The sequence below is a fragment of the Acuticoccus kalidii genome, from assembly GCF_021556395.1.
Classification (GTDB): domain Bacteria; phylum Pseudomonadota; class Alphaproteobacteria; order Rhizobiales; family Amorphaceae; genus Acuticoccus; species Acuticoccus kalidii.
Map to the genome: position 1 here is coordinate 149,667 of NZ_JAKGCS010000033.1, position 14,499 is coordinate 164,165.

Consider the following 14,499-nt stretch of genomic DNA (forward strand, 5'->3'; position numbering starts at 1 on the left):
GGCCGGTCGGGGCCTATTCGTAGTCGGTCACGAAGTTGCGGGCATCGTCGACCGCAAGGTTCGAGAAGCGCGTGATCTCCGCATCGAACTGGAGCTTCACCGTGCCGGTCGGACCGTGACGCTGCTTGCCGATGATCACTTCGGCAACGCCGTGGACGGCCTCCATCTTGGCCTCCCACTCGAAGAATTCCTGGCTACCCTCGGCCGGCTTGCGGCTCTGGAGATAATACTCCTCGCGATAGACGAACATCACGACGTCCGCGTCCTGCTCGATCGAGCCGGATTCGCGAAGGTCGGAGAGCTGCGGGCGCTTGTCGTCGCGCTGCTCGACCTGACGGGAGAGCTGGGACAGCGCGACGATCGGCACCTCGAGCTCCTTGGCGAGCGCCTTGAGGCCGGTCGTGATCTCGGTGATCTCGTTGACGCGGCTGTCGGAGGCGCGCTTGCCCGAGCCGGACAGGAGCTGGAGATAGTCGACGATCAGAAGATCGAGCCCCTTCTGCCGTTTGAGGCGCCGCGCGCGGGCGGCGAGCTGACCGACCGTGATGCCGCCGGTCTGGTCGATATAAAACGGCATCGTCTGCATCGCCTTGGAGGCTTCGATGAGATCGTGGAACTGGTTCTCGTCGATCGAGCCGCGGCGGATGTGGGAGGAGGAGATGCCGGACTGCTCGGCGAGGATACGCGTTGCGAGCTGTTCGGCCGACATTTCGAGACTGAAGAAGCCGACGATGCCGCCGTCGGTGGTCTTCGGCACGCCGTTTTCCGTCGTCGTGCGGAAATTGCGGGCGATCGCGAAGCCGATATTGGTGACGAGCGACGTCTTACCCATCGCCGGACGGCCGGCGAGGATGATGAGGTCGGAGCGTTGCAGCCCGCCCATCAAACGGTCGAGATCGGACAGGCCCGTCGCGATACCGGACAGGCCGCCGGCGCGATGGAAGGCGGCGTCGGCCATGTCGATCGCGGCGGTGAGCGCATCGGAAAAGCCGACGAAGCCCTGGTCGAAACGGCCGGTTTCGGCAAGCTCGTAGAGGCGGCGCTCGACGGCCTCGATCTGGGTACGCGGCGGCGTCTCGGGCGGCGCGTCATAGGCCTCGTTCACCATCTCCTCGCCGATCGAGATCAGCGAGCGGCGCAGCGCGAGATCGAACAGCGTGCGGCCATAATCTTCGGCGTTGATGATGGTGGTGGCGTTCGCCGCGAGACGGCTCAGATACTCGACGGCGGGAAGGTCGGCGATCTGATCGTGCGCGCCGAAGAAGGTCTTGACCGTGAAGGGCGTCGCGAGCTTGCCCTGGCGGATGAGCTTTCCGGCAATGTCGTAGATCTTGCGGTGCGGATCGACGAAGAAATGGTCGGTCTTCAGGAAGTCGCTGACGCGATAAAAGGCTTCGTTGTTGACGAGGATCGCGCCGAGGAGCTGCTGCTCGAGCTCCAGGTTTTGCGGGGCCGTGCGGATGAGTTCGAGCGCGGCATGGTCCAGCGGTTGGTTCATTGAGCTCGCCTTTCGTTGGCGACAGTCCTACGCCGGATTGCGCTCGGGCGCGCGTGGGCCGCAAGGATCAAAGCAAGAACGATCTTGCTATCCACACAGTCCGTCCACGATGACGAAAAATCGGTTAATGAAAAATTGACAGACCGTTCAACCCTTGCGTCGCGCAAGGACGAGATCGCCGGGGACGGGCACGCCCTCTTCGTGGCGTACGATGATCGCTTCGCTCGTCAGCACCTCGAAGCCGGCGGCGGCGAGGGTCGCCTCGACATAGGCGCCGGCGTGGGCAAAGCGCTGGGTCTTCGTCACGGACCATCCCGCCTCGCCGCGCTCGGTCGAGGCGACGAGAAGCCCGCCCGGCGTCAGCGCCTTCGCCGCCGCAGCCGCGAAGGGGGCGAGATCGCCGAGATAGGGCCACACGTCCGTCGCGACGATCAGCTCGAAGGGGGCCTCGTCCCAGGTCTCGAGAAAGTCGACCGCCTCGGCGATATAAAGATCCTGATAGACGTCCCGCTCGTCGGCCATGGCGAGCATCGTCTCGGCAAGGTCGACGCCGATCGCATGGCCCGCAATGTCGGCGAAGGTCTCGCCGGAAAGGCCGGTGCCGCAGCCGAGATCGACCATCCGCACCGGATGGGAGACGAACGGGCCGACGAGGGCGCGGGCGAGCGCCGGCACGTCGTAGCCGAGGCGCGAGACGAGCACGTCGTCGAACACTTCGGCGTGCTGGTCGAAGAGGGTCGCGACGTAGGCCGGCGGCGCCCGGTCGGGCGTTGCGAGGCCATAGGCGGCGAGCCGCATCGCGACGCCGCAATGATCGTCGGGGTCCATCACGAGGCATTCGCGAAAGAGGCGGGCGGCGGTCTCGATGTCGCCGGCGTCCTCGGCGGCGCGCGCGTTGGCGTAGAGCTCGCCGAGCGCGTCCGCGTCGAACAGGGGGGTGGGCTCGCTCACCCGTGCCGCGCGACGAGTGAGGGGCCGGAATGGCCGGTGTCGCGCGCGGCGAGGGTGCGCTCGGCGGCCGCGATATAGTCGCGGGTGAGCGGCACGGTGAAGGCGTTCTTGGAGAGCTGGATCTGGAAAACCATCATGTCACCGGAGCGGAAGGAGGCCTCGGAGCCGGCAAGATAGAATTCCCACATCCGCACGAAATTCTCGTCCGTCAACTGCGCGACCTCGTCCGCATGGGACATGAACCGTTCGCGCCAATGCCGCAACGTCTCGGCATAATGAAGTCGCAGAATTTCGATGTCGGTCACGATCAACCCGGCCCGCTCGATCGCCGGGAGCACCTCCGACAGAGCGGGAATGTAGCCGCCGGGGAAGATATATTTGGCGATGAACGGGTTGGTGGAGCCCGGCGCGTCGGTCCGTCCGATGGAGTGGAGGAGCATCACGCCGTCGTCCTTCAGGAGGCGCGCGCAGTGGCGGAAATACTCGTCATAATAACCGACGCCGACATGCTCGAACATGCCGACCGAGACGATCCGGTCGAACGTCTCTTCGACGTGGCGATAGTCCTCGATGCGGAAGCGAGCGTCGGGCCGGCCCGCCGCGCGCTCATTGGCGCGCGCCGCCTGGTTGTCGGCGAGCGTGATGCCGGTGACGTCGACGTCGGCCGTGCCGGCGAGGTAAAGCCCCATCCCGCCCCAGCCGCATCCGATATCGAGAATCTTCTGGCCCGGTTCGAGCAGCATCTTCGCCGCGATGTGACGCTTTTTGAGGAGCTGCGCCTCTTCGAGGCTGATATCCGGGCTCGGAAAATAGGCGCAAGAATACTGCCAATCCTCGTCGAGGAAGAGGCGGTAAATCTCGTTGCCGACGTCATAATGGTGGGTGGCATTCCGGCGTGCCGCGCGGAGCGTGTTGTGCTGGGTGATCGGCCGCAGCAACTTGCGAATCGCAAGGCGCGTGCGCGACGGATGGCCGAGCTGCATATTCCGCATGAAGAGCACGAGAAGGTCGATCAGCGTGCCTTCGGTGACGCTCCAACGGCCTTGCATATATGTCTCACCCAGCGTCAGCTCGGGGTGGCGCAGGATGGCCTTTTCGACATTCTTGTCGTGGAGGGTAATGGCTTGGGGAGCGCCGGTGCCGTCGCCGAATGTGGTTGCACGTCCCGCCGCATCCACCATCGTAAGAGATCCGACGCGGATCAAGCGTTTCAAAAGCAGTGTCAGAAGAGAATTCATTTCGCAGGTTCGCCTAGCCGCAACCCGGAAAAGTCTCTAGACGCGCCGACGTGAGTCAATACCACATTCGGGATATGTCTGCGTCAGAGCCCGCGTACGCTGGCGGACGTGACATCGTTGTCGCCCACCCCGTTGGGGAGGGACGTCGCCTTGCGGCTACGCTGAGAGTGGGAGCGCGGTGCTAGACCGCGCTCCGATCGTCGATCAGAGCTGCTCTTCGGGCTGCTCTTCGGTGGTCTCTTCGGTCGCCTCGGCGGCGTCCTCGAACTCTTCCTCGTCCTCGTCGTCGGCATAGACTTCGGGGGCGAGCACGTCTTCACCGGCGGCCTGACGCTCGGCTTCGTCGTTCGAGCGGGCGACGTTGATCGTCACCGGGACGATCACCTCGGGGTGCAGCACGAGGCTGATCTCGTGCAGGCCGATCGCCTTGATCGGCACGGACATGTCGACCTGGCGGCGCTCGACGCGGAACCCGTCAGAGGCGAGGACCTCGACGATGTCACGGGTCGAGACCGAGCCGTAGAGCTGGCCCGTCTGGCCGGCCTGCCGGATCGCGACGAAGGTCTTGCCGGCGACGCGCTTCGACAGCGCCTCGGCCTGGGCGCGACGCTCCTTGTTGCGCTCTTCGAGATCGGCGCGCTGGGCTTCGAAGCGGGTGCGGTTGGCGTCGTTCGCACGCAGCGCCTTGCCCTGGGGCAGGAGGAAGTTGCGCGCGAAACCATCGCGCACGCGGACCTCTTCGCCCATGTCGCCGAGCTTGGGCACGCGTTCGAGAAGAATGACTTGCATTTCGGTGTTCTCCGATCTGTCCCGCCCGGAGGCGGTTAGAGGCGTATGCGCCCCAAATGGCGGCCGGACGGGGATGTCCGGCCGAAGGCGGCCGCGAACGGCCGCCGGAGCTTATTTGATGACGTAGGGCAGGAGGCCCAGGAAGCGGGCGCGCTTGATCGCCTTCGCGAGCTCGCGCTGCTTGCGCGCCGAGACGGCGGTGATGCGCGAGGGGACGATCTTGCCGCGCTCGGACACGTAGCGCTGCAGGAGCTTGACGTCCTTATAGTCGATCCGCGGCGCGTTCGGGCCCGAGAAGGGGCACGTCTTCCGGCGGCGGAAGAACGGGCGGCGCGTCGGGAGCTGTGCGATATCGACCATTAGGAGAACTCCCTCTCACGACGTTCCGGGCGGTCGCCACGATCCGGGCGGTCGCCGCGCTCACCACGCTCACCACGATCCGAACGCTCGCCGCGCTCGTCACCGTCTTCGCGCGGGCCGCGTTCGCGACGGCGGCGGTCGTCGCGGTCACGCTTCTGCTTCATGACCGAGGGGCCATCCTCGTGCTCTTCGACGCGGATGGTGAGGGTGCGCAGCACGTCTTCGTTGAGGCGCATCTGACGCTCCATTTCCTGCACGGCGGCAGCAGGGGCGTCGATGTCCATCAGGGCGAAGTGCGCCTTGCGGTTCTTGTTGATGCGATAGCTGAGGGTCTTCAGACCCCAGTTCTCGGTGCGGCCGACGGAGCCGCCATGCTCACCGAGCACGGCCTTGTACTGTTCGACAAGCTCGTCCACCGCCTGCCCCGACACATCCTGTCGGACCAAGAAGACGGTCTCGTAAAGTGCCATTCTGTTCCTCAAATCCAGGGCGCCGACCATCGGCGCGGCACTCCGTCGGCGCAAAGCCTCGTCAAAAGCCCCGTGAGGCTGCCGACCTTTGCGAGCAAAGACACGGGAGGATCGGATACGGTTGAAGAAGTCCGCTCCGGGATGCGAACATGCCGCACCCCTCCGTTCAGCCCTTGGCCAACGTGAGTGAAGGCCCACATAGGCGCTGTTGTGCCCACAAATCAAGCGCGAAACGCGACGTGACGCACAGTTTCTGATCTAACGGACTTGACGCGCTCTCGGCGCTAATGGTCTTTGCGCCCACGCTGCGGCTCTCGAGTCGCGCCTCACAAACAATAAGTCGGCTAATCGATGACGTTTGCGTACACCTTTCCCGGACAAGGCAGCCAGAGCGCAGGAATGGGCCTGTCCCTTTTCGAGAGCTACCCGTCGGCACGCGCCGTGTTCGAGGAGGTGGACGACGCGCTCGGCGAGCGTCTTTCGCGGACCATTTTCGAAGGTCCCGAAGAAACGCTCCGCCTGACCGTCAACGCCCAGCCGGCCCTGATGGCCGTGAGCCTCGCGGCCATGCGCGCGATGGAGGCCGAAGGCGTCGGCATTGACAATGCGATGCTCGTCGGCGGCCATTCGCTCGGCGAATATTCGGCGCTCGCCGCGGCCGGCGCGATCTCCGTCGCCGACGCCGCGAAGCTTCTGCGCCTCCGCGGCGAAGCGATGCAGGAGGCCGTTCCCGAAGGCGAGGGCGCAATGGCCGCGTTGCTCGGGCTCGACCTCGAAACCGCCGAAGCGGTCGCGAGCCTTGCCGCAGAAGACGGCGTCTGCGAGGTCGCGAACGACAATGCGCCCGGCCAATGCGTCGTCTCCGGGACGCGCGCCGCCGTCGAGCGGGCGATCGAGATCGCGCGGGAGAAGGGCGCCCGGCGGCCGATGCTGCTGCCGGTGAGCGCGCCCTTCCACTGCTCGCTGATGGCCCCCGCGGCGAGGGCCATGGAAGCCGCCCTCGGCACCGCCAAGTTCGAGGCGCCCAAGGCGCCGCTTCTCGCCAACGTCTCGGCGAGCCGTCTCATCGACCCGACCGCGATCAAGGACAGTCTCGTCGCCCAGGTGACGGGGCGCGTGCGCTGGCGCGAATCGGTCGCGCAGTTCGCCTCACTCGGCGTTCGCACCGTTCTCGAGATCGGCGCGGGACGGGTTCTCACCGGCCTCGCCAAGCGAATCGATTCCTCGCTCGAGACGATCACCATCAACAGCGCGGCCGATGTCGCGCGCCTCGCAGAGCGTGGAGCGGCCGCCGCATGATGTTCGACCTATCCGGAAAGACCGCCCTCGTGACCGGGGCGACCGGCGGGATTGGCGGCGCGATCGCCGCCGCCCTCAAGGCGCAGGGCGCGAAGGTGATCGTGACCGGCTCGACCCTCGAGCGGGCGGAAGCGGCGAAGGAGCGCATCGGCGCGGACGTGGCGCTTTCCGCCAATCTCGGTGATCGCGCGGCCGTCGACGCCCTCATCAGCGCCGCCGACGCCGCCGGACCGGTGGATATCCTGGTGAATTGCGCGGGTGTGACGCGTGACGGTCTTGTCATGCGCATGAAAGACGCGGACTTCGACGAGGTGATCGAAGTCAATCTCACTGCCGCCTTCCGTTTGTCGCGCGCGCTCCTACGCGGGATGATCAAGCGCCGTGGCGGCCGCATCATCAATGTCGGCTCCGTCGTCGGTGCGACCGGCAATGCGGGGCAGGTGAATTACGCCGCCGCCAAAGCCGGTCTCGTCGGGATGACGAAATCGCTGGCGCGCGAAGTCGCAGCGCGTGGCATCACGGTGAACACCGTGGCGCCCGGTTTCATCGCCACCGCGATGACCGACGTCCTCAAAGACGAGCAGCGCGAGGCCATCCTCAAGGACATCCCGGCCGGCGATCTCGGCAGCCCGGACGACGTCGCTTCGGCGGTCGTCTATCTCGCGAGCACCGAGGCGCATTATGTCACGGGCCAGACCATTCATGTGAATGGCGGGATGACAATGGGATTCTAATAGGGGCCACGGGCGCAACGCCGCTTTTCAAACGGCGAAGTGTTGTGATACCGGCGATCCCAAGTTCACGCCCTCGGAATGTGTCTCCGAGGGGCTCTCAGCAATCGTCACGCGCTGCGCCGCGCCAGACGCAATCCCAGCGGCCTTTGAAACGGCCTAGAGACTTGAAGGACAATCCATGAGCGACACCGCAGAACGCGTGAAGAAAATCGTCGTCGAACACCTTGGCGTCGACAAGGAGAAGGTGACCGAGGAAGCCAGCTTTATCGACGACCTCGGCGCCGATTCGCTCGACACGGTCGAGCTCGTGATGGCCTTCGAGGAAGAATTCGGCGTCGAGATCCCGGACGATGCGGCCGAGACCATTCTGACCGTCGGGGACGCGATCAAGTTCCTCGACAAGAACGCGGCCGCCTGATTCGTCAGGCCTAAGTCTTCGTCAATCGCGGTAAGGAGTGTGATGGTGCGGCGCGTCGTGGTGACTGGTCTGGGAACCGTCAATCCGCTGGGCAGCGGGGTTGATGCCTCCTGGAGCGGCATCCTTGAGGGGAAAAGCGGAGCGGCGCCCGTCACGCGCTGCGACGTCAGCGACTTGGCCGCGCGTATCGCCTGTCAGGTTCCGCGAGGCGAAGGTGTCGCCGGCGCATTCAATCCGGATGCGGCGATGGACCCGAAGGACCAGCGTAAGTTCGACGAGTTCATCGTCTTCGCGACCGCTGCGGCGGACGAGGCGATCGCCGACGCGGGCTGGAAGCCGACCGATGAGGAAGAGCAGGACCGGACGGGTGTCCTGATCGGCTCGGGTATCGGTGGATTGCTGGGCATCGAGCGAGCCGCGCTCATTCTGGAAGAAAAGGGGCCGCGGCGAATCTCCCCGTTCTTCATTCCGGGTGCGCTGATCAACATGGCCTCCGGCTATGTGTCGATCCGCCACAACTTCCGGGGACCGAACCACGCGGTGGTGACGGCCTGCTCGACGGGCGCGCATGCGATCGGCGACGCGGCCCGTCTCATCGCGCTCGACGATGCGGACGTGATGGTCGCCGGCGGTGCGGAAGCGCCGATCGGACGTCTCGCGATTTCGGGGTTCGCGGCTTGCCGTGCATTGTCCACCGGCTTCAACGACACGCCGGACAAGGCGTCGCGGCCTTATGACCGCGCGCGTGACGGCTTCGTCATCGGCGAGGGGGCCGGTGTCGTGGTGCTCGAGGAGCTCGAGCACGCCAAGGCGCGTGGCGCCAAGATTTACGGCGAAGTGATCGGCTACGGCCTCTCGGGCGACGCCTATCACATCACCGCTCCGGCGAGCGACGGCAACGGCGCCTATCGCTGCATGAAGGCCGCGCTGAAGCGGGCCAAGATCGACGCGTCCTCGATCGATTATGTGAACGCACACGGCACCTCGACGCCGCTCGGCGACGAGATCGAGCTGGCGGCCGTTCACCGTGTCGTCGGCGGCATGGGCGACGGGCTCACCATGAGCTCGACCAAGTCGGCCACGGGGCACCTTTTGGGGGCCGCGGGCGCCGTCGAGGCGATCTTTTCGCTCCTCGCGATCCGTGACAATGTCGCCCCGCCGACCATCAATCTCGACGATCCGTCCGTGGAAACGGCCGTCGATCTCGTGCCGCACGTGGCGCGGGAGAAGAAGATCGACATCGTGTTGTCGAACTCGTTCGGTTTCGGGGGCACGAACGCATCGCTCGTGTTCCGTCGCTATTGATCATAGGAGGCGCCGGTGCGGCATCGTCGTCGAGGTCATGTCGGGGACGGTGATCCCGAGAACCATGGGGACGGATCCAACAAGATCCGTCCGAGGCGCCGGCCCGAACCGTTGGTGACCGATCCCGGCAAGCGCAAGACGCGCCGTCATCAGGCCGAGGCGCCGCCCGTGCGACGTCGCTCGCGCGCCGCGCGCCATCCCCTGGTGCTCGCCGCCAATCTCGTTATCTTCCTCATCGTCGTCGGTCTGATCGGCGGCGGGGCGCTGGTGCTGTTCGGGCGCCAGGCCTACGTCGCGGCCGGCCCGTTGCCGGAGGACGTGGGCGTCGTCATCGATCGTGGCGCTTCGGTGGAAACGATCGCGGCGGGGCTCGAAGAGCGCGGCGTCATCACCAACCGCTACGTCTTCATGGCCGCCGCCTATACGACCGGCGCGACGCGGCGGATGCAGGCGGGCGAGTACATGATCCCCGCCCGCGCCTCGATGGAAGATGTGCTGGACCACCTCGTTTCCGGCCGCGTCGTGCGCCACGCGATCACCTTCGCCGAAGGGCTGACGTCGGCGCAGATCGTCCAGCGGCTCAACGAGGCGGATATCCTCACCGGCCGCATCGACACGATCCCGCCGGAAGGCTCGCTGCTGCCCGAGACCTATCAGGTGACGCGTGGGATGCCGCGCCAGCGCCTCATCGATACGATGCAGACGGCCCAGGCGAGCGCCCTGTCGGAAATCTGGGCGAATCGGGATCCGAGCATCCCGCTCTCCTCGCCGGAGGAGCTCGTCATCCTCGCCTCCATCGTCGAGAAGGAGACCGGGCAGCCGAACGAGCGTGACGAGGTGGCCGGGGTGTTCATCAACCGCCTGAACACCAACATGCGCCTCCAGTCCGACCCGACGATCCTCTACGGGCTCTATGGCGGCGACGCGTGGGCCCAGTCGCGGACGATCTACCGCTCCGACATGGATCGCGAGAACCCGTACAACACGTACCAGATCAACGGACTGCCGCCCGGCCCGATCACCAATCCCGGCCGCCAGGCGATGGAGGCGACCGCCAATCCCGCCACCACCGAAGCGCTCTATTTCGTCGCCGACGGAACCGGGGGGCACGCCTTCGCGCGGACCTACGAGGAGCATCAGCGCAATGTTGCGCGTTGGCGCGAAATCGAGCGTCAGCGCGGCCAGTCCACGGACTAGATGATGGCCTTTCCCGTCCAGTCGATGACCGGTTTCGCGAGCCTCGAAGGCGAGGAAAGCGGCGTCTCCTACCAGTTCGATGCCCGCTCGGTGAACGGCAAGTCGCTCGATGTGCGCCTGCGCGTTCCGGCCGGGATGGAGCGCACCGAGCCCGAGCTGCGCCGTCTCGTCGGCGCGACGTTCAAGCGGGGCAATGTCACGTTGTCCTTCATGCTGCGCCGGGGCGAGACCGCGGTCCGCTACACGGTCAATCAGGAGCAGCTCGACGCCTATATCGAGGCCATCCAGGCGCTTGCGGCGAGCGGCTCGGTCGCCGCGCCGCGCGCCGATGGGCTTCTCGGCCTGAAGGGCGTCATCGAGACCGCGACGGAGGAGAGCGAGGAGACGCTCGAAGACGCGCGCGTCCTCGAACTCGCCGCGACGCTCCTTGCCGCTCTGGAAGGGCACCGACGGGAGGAGGGCGCGCGGATCGTGCCCGTGATCCTCGACCAGCTCGCCGAGATGGAGCGGCTCGGACAGGCGATCGACGCCCATCCCGAGCGCGCGCTCGCGGCGATCAAGGCCCGCTTCGATCGCCAGCTCGACGACCTCCTCGCCGGCCGCGAGGGCCTGTCCCCCGAACGGCTTCACCAAGAGGCGGCGCTGATGGCGACGCGCGCCGACGTGCGCGAGGAGCTCGACCGGCTGCGCGTCCATATCGAAGCGGCCCGCGACCTGATCGCCGAGGGCGGTCCGGTCGGCCGCAAGCTCGACTTTCTCTGCCAAGAGCTCAACCGCGAGACCAACACAATCTGCTCGAAGGCGCCGCACCACACGATCACTGCCCTCGGGCTCGAACTGAAGGCGGCGGTGGAGCAGGTGCGCGAGCAGGTGCAGAACCTCGAATGACGGCGCCCGACACCTATACCCGCCGGGGCCTTCTCGTGGTCCTCTCCTCGCCCTCCGGCGCCGGCAAGAGCACGATCTCCCGCCTCCTGCTCGAGCAGGACAAGAGCCTGTCTCTCTCGATCTCGGTGACGACCCGCAAACGCCGCGCGAGCGAGGTGGAGGGCGTGCATTATCACTTCGTCACGATGCGCGATTTCGAGCTGATGCGTGACCGGGGCGAGCTTCTGGAATGGGCCGAGGTTCACGGCAACTGTTACGGCACGCCGCGCGATCCGGTCGAAAAGGCGCTGTCGTCCGGGCGTGACGTGCTGTTCGACATCGACTGGCAAGGGGCCTCCCAGCTCCAGGCGGCGATGCCGGACGATCTCGTCTCGATCTTCGTGTTGCCGCCGTCCGGCGCCGAGCTTCATTCGCGTCTCGTCCGCCGCGCGGAGGACGACGAGGCGACGATCCTGCGCCGTCTGCGCAATGCCCGCGAAGAGCTCACCCATTACACCGAATACGACTATGTCATCGTCAATGACGAGCTGCAGTCGGCTCTCGCGAGCGTTGGTGCGATCCTCGCCGCCGAGCGCGTGCGTCGCCGCCGCCTCAACGGGCTCGACCGCTTCGTGGCGAGCGTGTCCGACGCGCTGGTGACGGACGGCACGGAAAAGGTCTCCGACTAAAGCGGCCCTGCTGAGCGAATGGACGCGCCTCGGCATCCGGCTCCCGACCCTCAGATCGACGCTGTAATGGCGGCGCTCCGCGAGGTTTTCGGGGAAGGGCTCGTCGGCGTCTATCTGCACGGCTCGGCTGTCTCCGGCGGGCTCCGTCCGCACAGCGACATCGATATTCTGGCGGTCGTCGCCCGGCCGTTGAGCGATGAGGAGCGCCAAGGGCTGCTTGCCGCCCTGCTGGCGATTTCGGCGCCTCATCCGGCGCCGGTCAGCGGACCGCGTTGCATCGAGGTGATCGTGTTCACCCGCGCGGCGCTCGGGGCAGGGGGATTTCCGGCCGAAGCGGAGTTCGTCTTTGGCGAATGGCTGCGCGCGGCCTTCGAGGCGGGGGAGGCGCCGGGTCCGGTGCCCGACCCGGAGAACACGTTGATCCTCGCACAGGCGCGGCTCGCGTCTCACCCCCTTTATGGACCCGGCGCCGCCGCGCTCCTACCGCCCGTGCCGGCGCAAGACGTGCGCCGTGCGATGCGGGAGGCGCTCCCGGCGCTTCTCGCCGGTCTCGCAGGCGATGAGACCAACGTCCTCCTGACACTCGCGCGCATGTGGCGAACGGCGACGATGGGCTACTTCGTGGCCAAGGACGAGGCGGCGCTCTGGGCCGCGGCCCGGTTGCCGCGGCGTGCGGCGGCGGTTCTGGATCTCGCCAAAGCCGGTTATCGCGGAAGCGCCGTCGATTGGGACGACCGCGCCGCGGAGGTCCGGCGGACGGCGGCGTGTCTCGCGGAGCGCGTCACGGCGCAGTTGTGACCCGAGGGGCGCGCGGGCGGCGTTATTGCCCTCGCCCCTCGCTCGCATAGATCTCGGCGAGGCGCACGAACGCGTCAAGGCTCAACTGCTCGGCCCGTTCCGTCGGGGCGATGTCGGCGGCCGACAACAGTGCTTCCGGCGTCTTCGTCAGGGCCTTCAGGCTGGAGCGCAGCATCTTGCGGCGCTGGCCGAATGCGGCGGCGGTCACCTGGCTGAGCGCGCCGATCGGCACACGGGCGGCGTCCGGCTTCGGATCGAGCCGCACGACGCTCGACCACACCTTAGGCGGCGGCACGAAGGCGCTGGGCGCGATGTCGAAGACGCTTTCCGTATGGGCCCTGACGCCCGCGAGGACGCCGAGGCGGCCATAGGCCTCGCTCGTCGGGGCCGCGGTGATCCGGTTCGCCACCTCCCGCTGGACCATGATCGTCGCGTTCGCCCACCAAGACGGCCAACTGCCTTTGGTCAGCCAGCCGACGAGGAGCGGTGTCGCGACGTTATACGGAAGGTTCGAGCAGATGATCGCGCCTTCGGGGGCGATCGCCGTCCAGTCCGCCGTCAAGGCGTCGGTGATATGGACGGTGAGGCGGCCGGCGGCGGCGTCCTCTAGGGGCGCGAGGATCGTCGCGGCGCGGGCGTCCTTCTCGACCGCGATGACGTGCGCGCCGGCCTTGAGGAGCGAGCGCGTGAGCCCGCCGGGGCCGGGGCCGACCTCGACCACGGTCTGCCCGGCGAGCGGCGCGTCGGTCGGTGCGCCCGGCATCCGCGCGGTGCGGGCGATCTTGTCCGTCAGGTTGAAGTCGAACAGGAAATGTTGGCCGAGGGACTTCTTGGCCGTCATCCCCTCTGCGGCGAGGATCTCGCGCAGCGGGGGCAGGGCGTCGATGCGCTGTCTCAGAGCGGCGAGGGCGGCGTCGTCCTCGCCCCCACCGGTCGGAGCGTCCATCGGGCTCAGCGGCGTTCGATCACCGCGTCGCGGCGAAGCTGACGCAGATACTGCTTGGAGAATTGCTCGCCGCGCTCGTTGGCGAGCTCGGGCTCCAGCGCCTTCATCGCGGCGTTGGTCGATTGCATGGTCTTCTTGTCGCACACGGCGAAGAGGACGAGGCCGCGCGGGGTCTCGATCGGGGCGGCGAGCTTGCCGACGGGAACGTCCTTGAGGGCGTCCTGAACATCGTTGGTCAGCTCGGATTCGGTTCGGCGGCCGAACGGGCGGACGACGACATTGCGCGTCTTCTTCACGAGCTCGATGCCGTTGGCGCAGCCGTTGAACTCGGCCCGCAGCTTGCTCGCGATCCGGTTGGCTTCGGCGAGACGCTGAGCGGACGGATTTTCCGGCATCGCGACGATGACCTGTTGCAGCGTGTACTCGGCGGTCTCGATCTGCCGCTCGAGGGTGTCGTCCTTCAGGAGGGCGGCGACGAGGTCCTGCTCGGTCACTTGCGATTCGGCTTGGAAGCGGGCGCGGACGAGGCGGTTGAAGGCGATTTGCGCGCGAATGCGGTCGCGCAACGTCTTGATGTTGACGCCCTGCTGGCTGAGCGCCTGGCCGAGCTGCCCGGCGGACAGCTTCACGCGGCCGGCGATCTCGCCGATCGCCCGATCGACGTCGCCTTCGTCGATGGTGACATTGGCTTGCCGCGCGGCGTTCAACTGAAGCTTCTCGTCGATCAATTCGTCGAGAGCCATCGAGGATAGCGCGCCCTGCGTGCCGGTGAGGCGCAGCAGGCGTTCCCGCTGCCCGACATCATAGGAGGTGATCGGGCTTCCGTTGACGACGGCGACGATCGACGTTGCAGATGCCGGCGCGGTCGGCGCCAGCATGAGGACGACAAGCAGAGCGACTAGGATTCGAACCATGACAACACACTCTCGGCTTCGGGGCG

At 66.7% G+C, this 14,499-nt stretch carries 16 protein-coding genes; 8 read left to right on the forward strand and 8 right to left on the reverse strand.

Translation table 11 applies throughout. The features are described from left to right. Nucleotides 1-13: 13 nt before the first annotated feature. From L1787_RS19210 to rpsF, 6 genes are all read right to left on the reverse strand, one after another. A complete protein-coding gene (locus L1787_RS19210) occupies nucleotides 14-1,498 on the reverse strand; it encodes a replicative DNA helicase (RefSeq protein ID WP_235710726.1) in 1,485 nt (494 codons plus the stop codon). A 147-nt stretch (nucleotides 1,499-1,645) separates the two neighbouring features. Continuing rightward, entirely contained in the window at nucleotides 1,646-2,449 is an 804-nt protein-coding gene (locus L1787_RS19215; protein ID WP_235710727.1) for a class I SAM-dependent DNA methyltransferase, read from the reverse strand. Continuing rightward, on the reverse strand, nucleotides 2,446-3,687 hold the full coding sequence (locus L1787_RS19220) for a cyclopropane fatty acid synthase (RefSeq protein WP_235710728.1): 1,242 nt from the start codon (nucleotides 3,685-3,687) through the stop codon (nucleotides 2,446-2,448). Before L1787_RS19220 ends, L1787_RS19215 begins: the two co-directional genes overlap by 4 nt. Before the next feature lie 204 nt (nucleotides 3,688-3,891). Beyond that, entirely contained in the window at nucleotides 3,892-4,476 is a 585-nt protein-coding gene (gene rplI / locus L1787_RS19225; RefSeq protein WP_235710729.1) for a 50S ribosomal protein L9, read from the reverse strand. Between the two features lie 111 nt (nucleotides 4,477-4,587). Continuing rightward, nucleotides 4,588-4,836 carry a 30S ribosomal protein S18 gene (gene rpsR, locus L1787_RS19230; protein WP_235710730.1) on the reverse strand — a complete coding sequence of 83 codons (249 nt, stop codon included), beginning with the start codon at nucleotides 4,834-4,836 and terminating at the stop codon, nucleotides 4,588-4,590. Then, nucleotides 4,836-5,306: a 30S ribosomal protein S6 gene (gene rpsF, locus L1787_RS19235; RefSeq protein ID WP_235710731.1), complete on the reverse strand. Its 471-nt coding sequence runs from the start codon at nucleotides 5,304-5,306 to the stop codon at nucleotides 4,836-4,838. The genes rpsR and rpsF overlap by 1 nt, the downstream gene beginning before the upstream one ends. 351 nt (nucleotides 5,307-5,657) lie before the next feature. Here rpsF and fabD point away from each other — a divergent pair, with 351 nt between their 5' ends. The 8 genes from fabD to L1787_RS19275 all read left to right on the forward strand — a co-directional run bounded on the left by fabD (nucleotide 5,658) and on the right by L1787_RS19275 (nucleotide 12,613). Further along, on the forward strand, nucleotides 5,658-6,605 hold the full coding sequence (gene fabD / locus L1787_RS19240; protein WP_235710732.1) for an ACP S-malonyltransferase: 948 nt from the start codon (nucleotides 5,658-5,660) through the stop codon (nucleotides 6,603-6,605). Continuing rightward, nucleotides 6,605-7,339, forward strand: coding sequence for a 3-oxoacyl-[acyl-carrier-protein] reductase (fabG, locus tag L1787_RS19245; protein WP_235711019.1), 735 nt, complete (start codon nucleotides 6,605-6,607; stop codon nucleotides 7,337-7,339). The genes fabD and fabG overlap by 1 nt, the downstream gene beginning before the upstream one ends. Before the next feature lie 178 nt (nucleotides 7,340-7,517). After that, nucleotides 7,518-7,757, forward strand: a complete 240-nt coding sequence (locus L1787_RS19250) for an acyl carrier protein (protein ID WP_235710733.1) — start codon at nucleotides 7,518-7,520, stop codon at nucleotides 7,755-7,757. 45 nt (nucleotides 7,758-7,802) lie between these two features. Continuing rightward, on the forward strand, nucleotides 7,803-9,062 hold the full coding sequence (fabF, locus tag L1787_RS19255) for a beta-ketoacyl-ACP synthase II (RefSeq protein ID WP_235711020.1): 1,260 nt from the start codon (nucleotides 7,803-7,805) through the stop codon (nucleotides 9,060-9,062). Nucleotides 9,063-9,176: 114 nt separating this feature from the next. Further along, nucleotides 9,177-10,259 carry an endolytic transglycosylase MltG gene (gene mltG, locus L1787_RS19260; protein WP_235710734.1) on the forward strand — a complete coding sequence of 361 codons (1,083 nt, stop codon included), beginning with the start codon at nucleotides 9,177-9,179 and terminating at the stop codon, nucleotides 10,257-10,259. Then, nucleotides 10,260-11,147 carry a YicC/YloC family endoribonuclease gene (locus L1787_RS19265; RefSeq protein ID WP_235710735.1) on the forward strand — a complete coding sequence of 296 codons (888 nt, stop codon included), beginning with the start codon at nucleotides 10,260-10,262 and terminating at the stop codon, nucleotides 11,145-11,147. After that, nucleotides 11,144-11,815, forward strand: a complete 672-nt coding sequence (gene gmk / locus L1787_RS19270; protein WP_235710736.1) for a guanylate kinase — start codon at nucleotides 11,144-11,146, stop codon at nucleotides 11,813-11,815. The genes L1787_RS19265 and gmk overlap by 4 nt, the downstream gene beginning before the upstream one ends. A 66-nt stretch (nucleotides 11,816-11,881) precedes the next feature. Further along, the gene (locus L1787_RS19275; protein WP_235710737.1) at nucleotides 11,882-12,613 is read left to right on the forward strand and encodes an aminoglycoside adenylyltransferase domain-containing protein; all 732 of its coding nucleotides are present in this window, start codon (nucleotides 11,882-11,884) and stop codon (nucleotides 12,611-12,613) included. A gap of 22 nt (nucleotides 12,614-12,635) precedes the next feature. On the opposite strand, the gene rsmA is transcribed toward L1787_RS19275, so the two are convergent. Beyond that, complete coding sequence (gene rsmA / locus L1787_RS19280) at nucleotides 12,636-13,559, reverse strand: 16S rRNA (adenine(1518)-N(6)/adenine(1519)-N(6))-dimethyltransferase RsmA (RefSeq protein ID WP_235710738.1); 924 nt, start codon at nucleotides 13,557-13,559, stop codon at nucleotides 12,636-12,638. A gap of 5 nt (nucleotides 13,560-13,564) precedes the next feature. Further along, entirely contained in the window at nucleotides 13,565-14,473 is a 909-nt protein-coding gene (locus L1787_RS19285) for a peptidylprolyl isomerase (RefSeq protein ID WP_235710739.1), read from the reverse strand. Nucleotides 14,474-14,499: the final 26 nt, after the last annotated feature.

What these genes read in the sequence shown, in the direction of transcription:
- L1787_RS19210 (WP_235710726.1), bottom strand. Translation starts at nt 1,498, where the DNA reads ATGAACCAACCGCTGGACCATGCCGCGCTCGAACTCATCCGCACGGCC.
- L1787_RS19220 (WP_235710728.1), bottom strand. Translation starts at nt 3,687, where the DNA reads ATGAATTCTCTTCTGACACTGCTTTTGAAACGCTTGATCCGCGTCGGA.
- rplI (WP_235710729.1), bottom strand. Translation starts at nt 4,476, where the DNA reads ATGCAAGTCATTCTTCTCGAACGCGTGCCCAAGCTCGGCGACATGGGC.
- rpsR (WP_235710730.1), bottom strand. Translation starts at nt 4,836, where the DNA reads ATGGTCGATATCGCACAGCTCCCGACGCGCCGCCCGTTCTTCCGCCGC.
- rpsF (WP_235710731.1), bottom strand. Translation starts at nt 5,306, where the DNA reads ATGGCACTTTACGAGACCGTCTTCTTGGTCCGACAGGATGTGTCGGGG.
- fabD (WP_235710732.1), top strand. Translation starts at nt 5,658, where the DNA reads ATGACGTTTGCGTACACCTTTCCCGGACAAGGCAGCCAGAGCGCAGGA.
- fabG (WP_235711019.1), top strand. Translation starts at nt 6,605, where the DNA reads ATGTTCGACCTATCCGGAAAGACCGCCCTCGTGACCGGGGCGACCGGC.
- L1787_RS19250 (WP_235710733.1), top strand. Translation starts at nt 7,518, where the DNA reads ATGAGCGACACCGCAGAACGCGTGAAGAAAATCGTCGTCGAACACCTT.
- L1787_RS19265 (WP_235710735.1), top strand. Translation starts at nt 10,260, where the DNA reads ATGATGGCCTTTCCCGTCCAGTCGATGACCGGTTTCGCGAGCCTCGAA.
- gmk (WP_235710736.1), top strand. Translation starts at nt 11,144, where the DNA reads ATGACGGCGCCCGACACCTATACCCGCCGGGGCCTTCTCGTGGTCCTC.
- L1787_RS19275 (WP_235710737.1), top strand. Translation starts at nt 11,882, where the DNA reads ATGGCGGCGCTCCGCGAGGTTTTCGGGGAAGGGCTCGTCGGCGTCTAT.
- rsmA (WP_235710738.1), bottom strand. Translation starts at nt 13,559, where the DNA reads ATGGACGCTCCGACCGGTGGGGGCGAGGACGACGCCGCCCTCGCCGCT.
- L1787_RS19285 (WP_235710739.1), bottom strand. Translation starts at nt 14,473, where the DNA reads ATGGTTCGAATCCTAGTCGCTCTGCTTGTCGTCCTCATGCTGGCGCCG.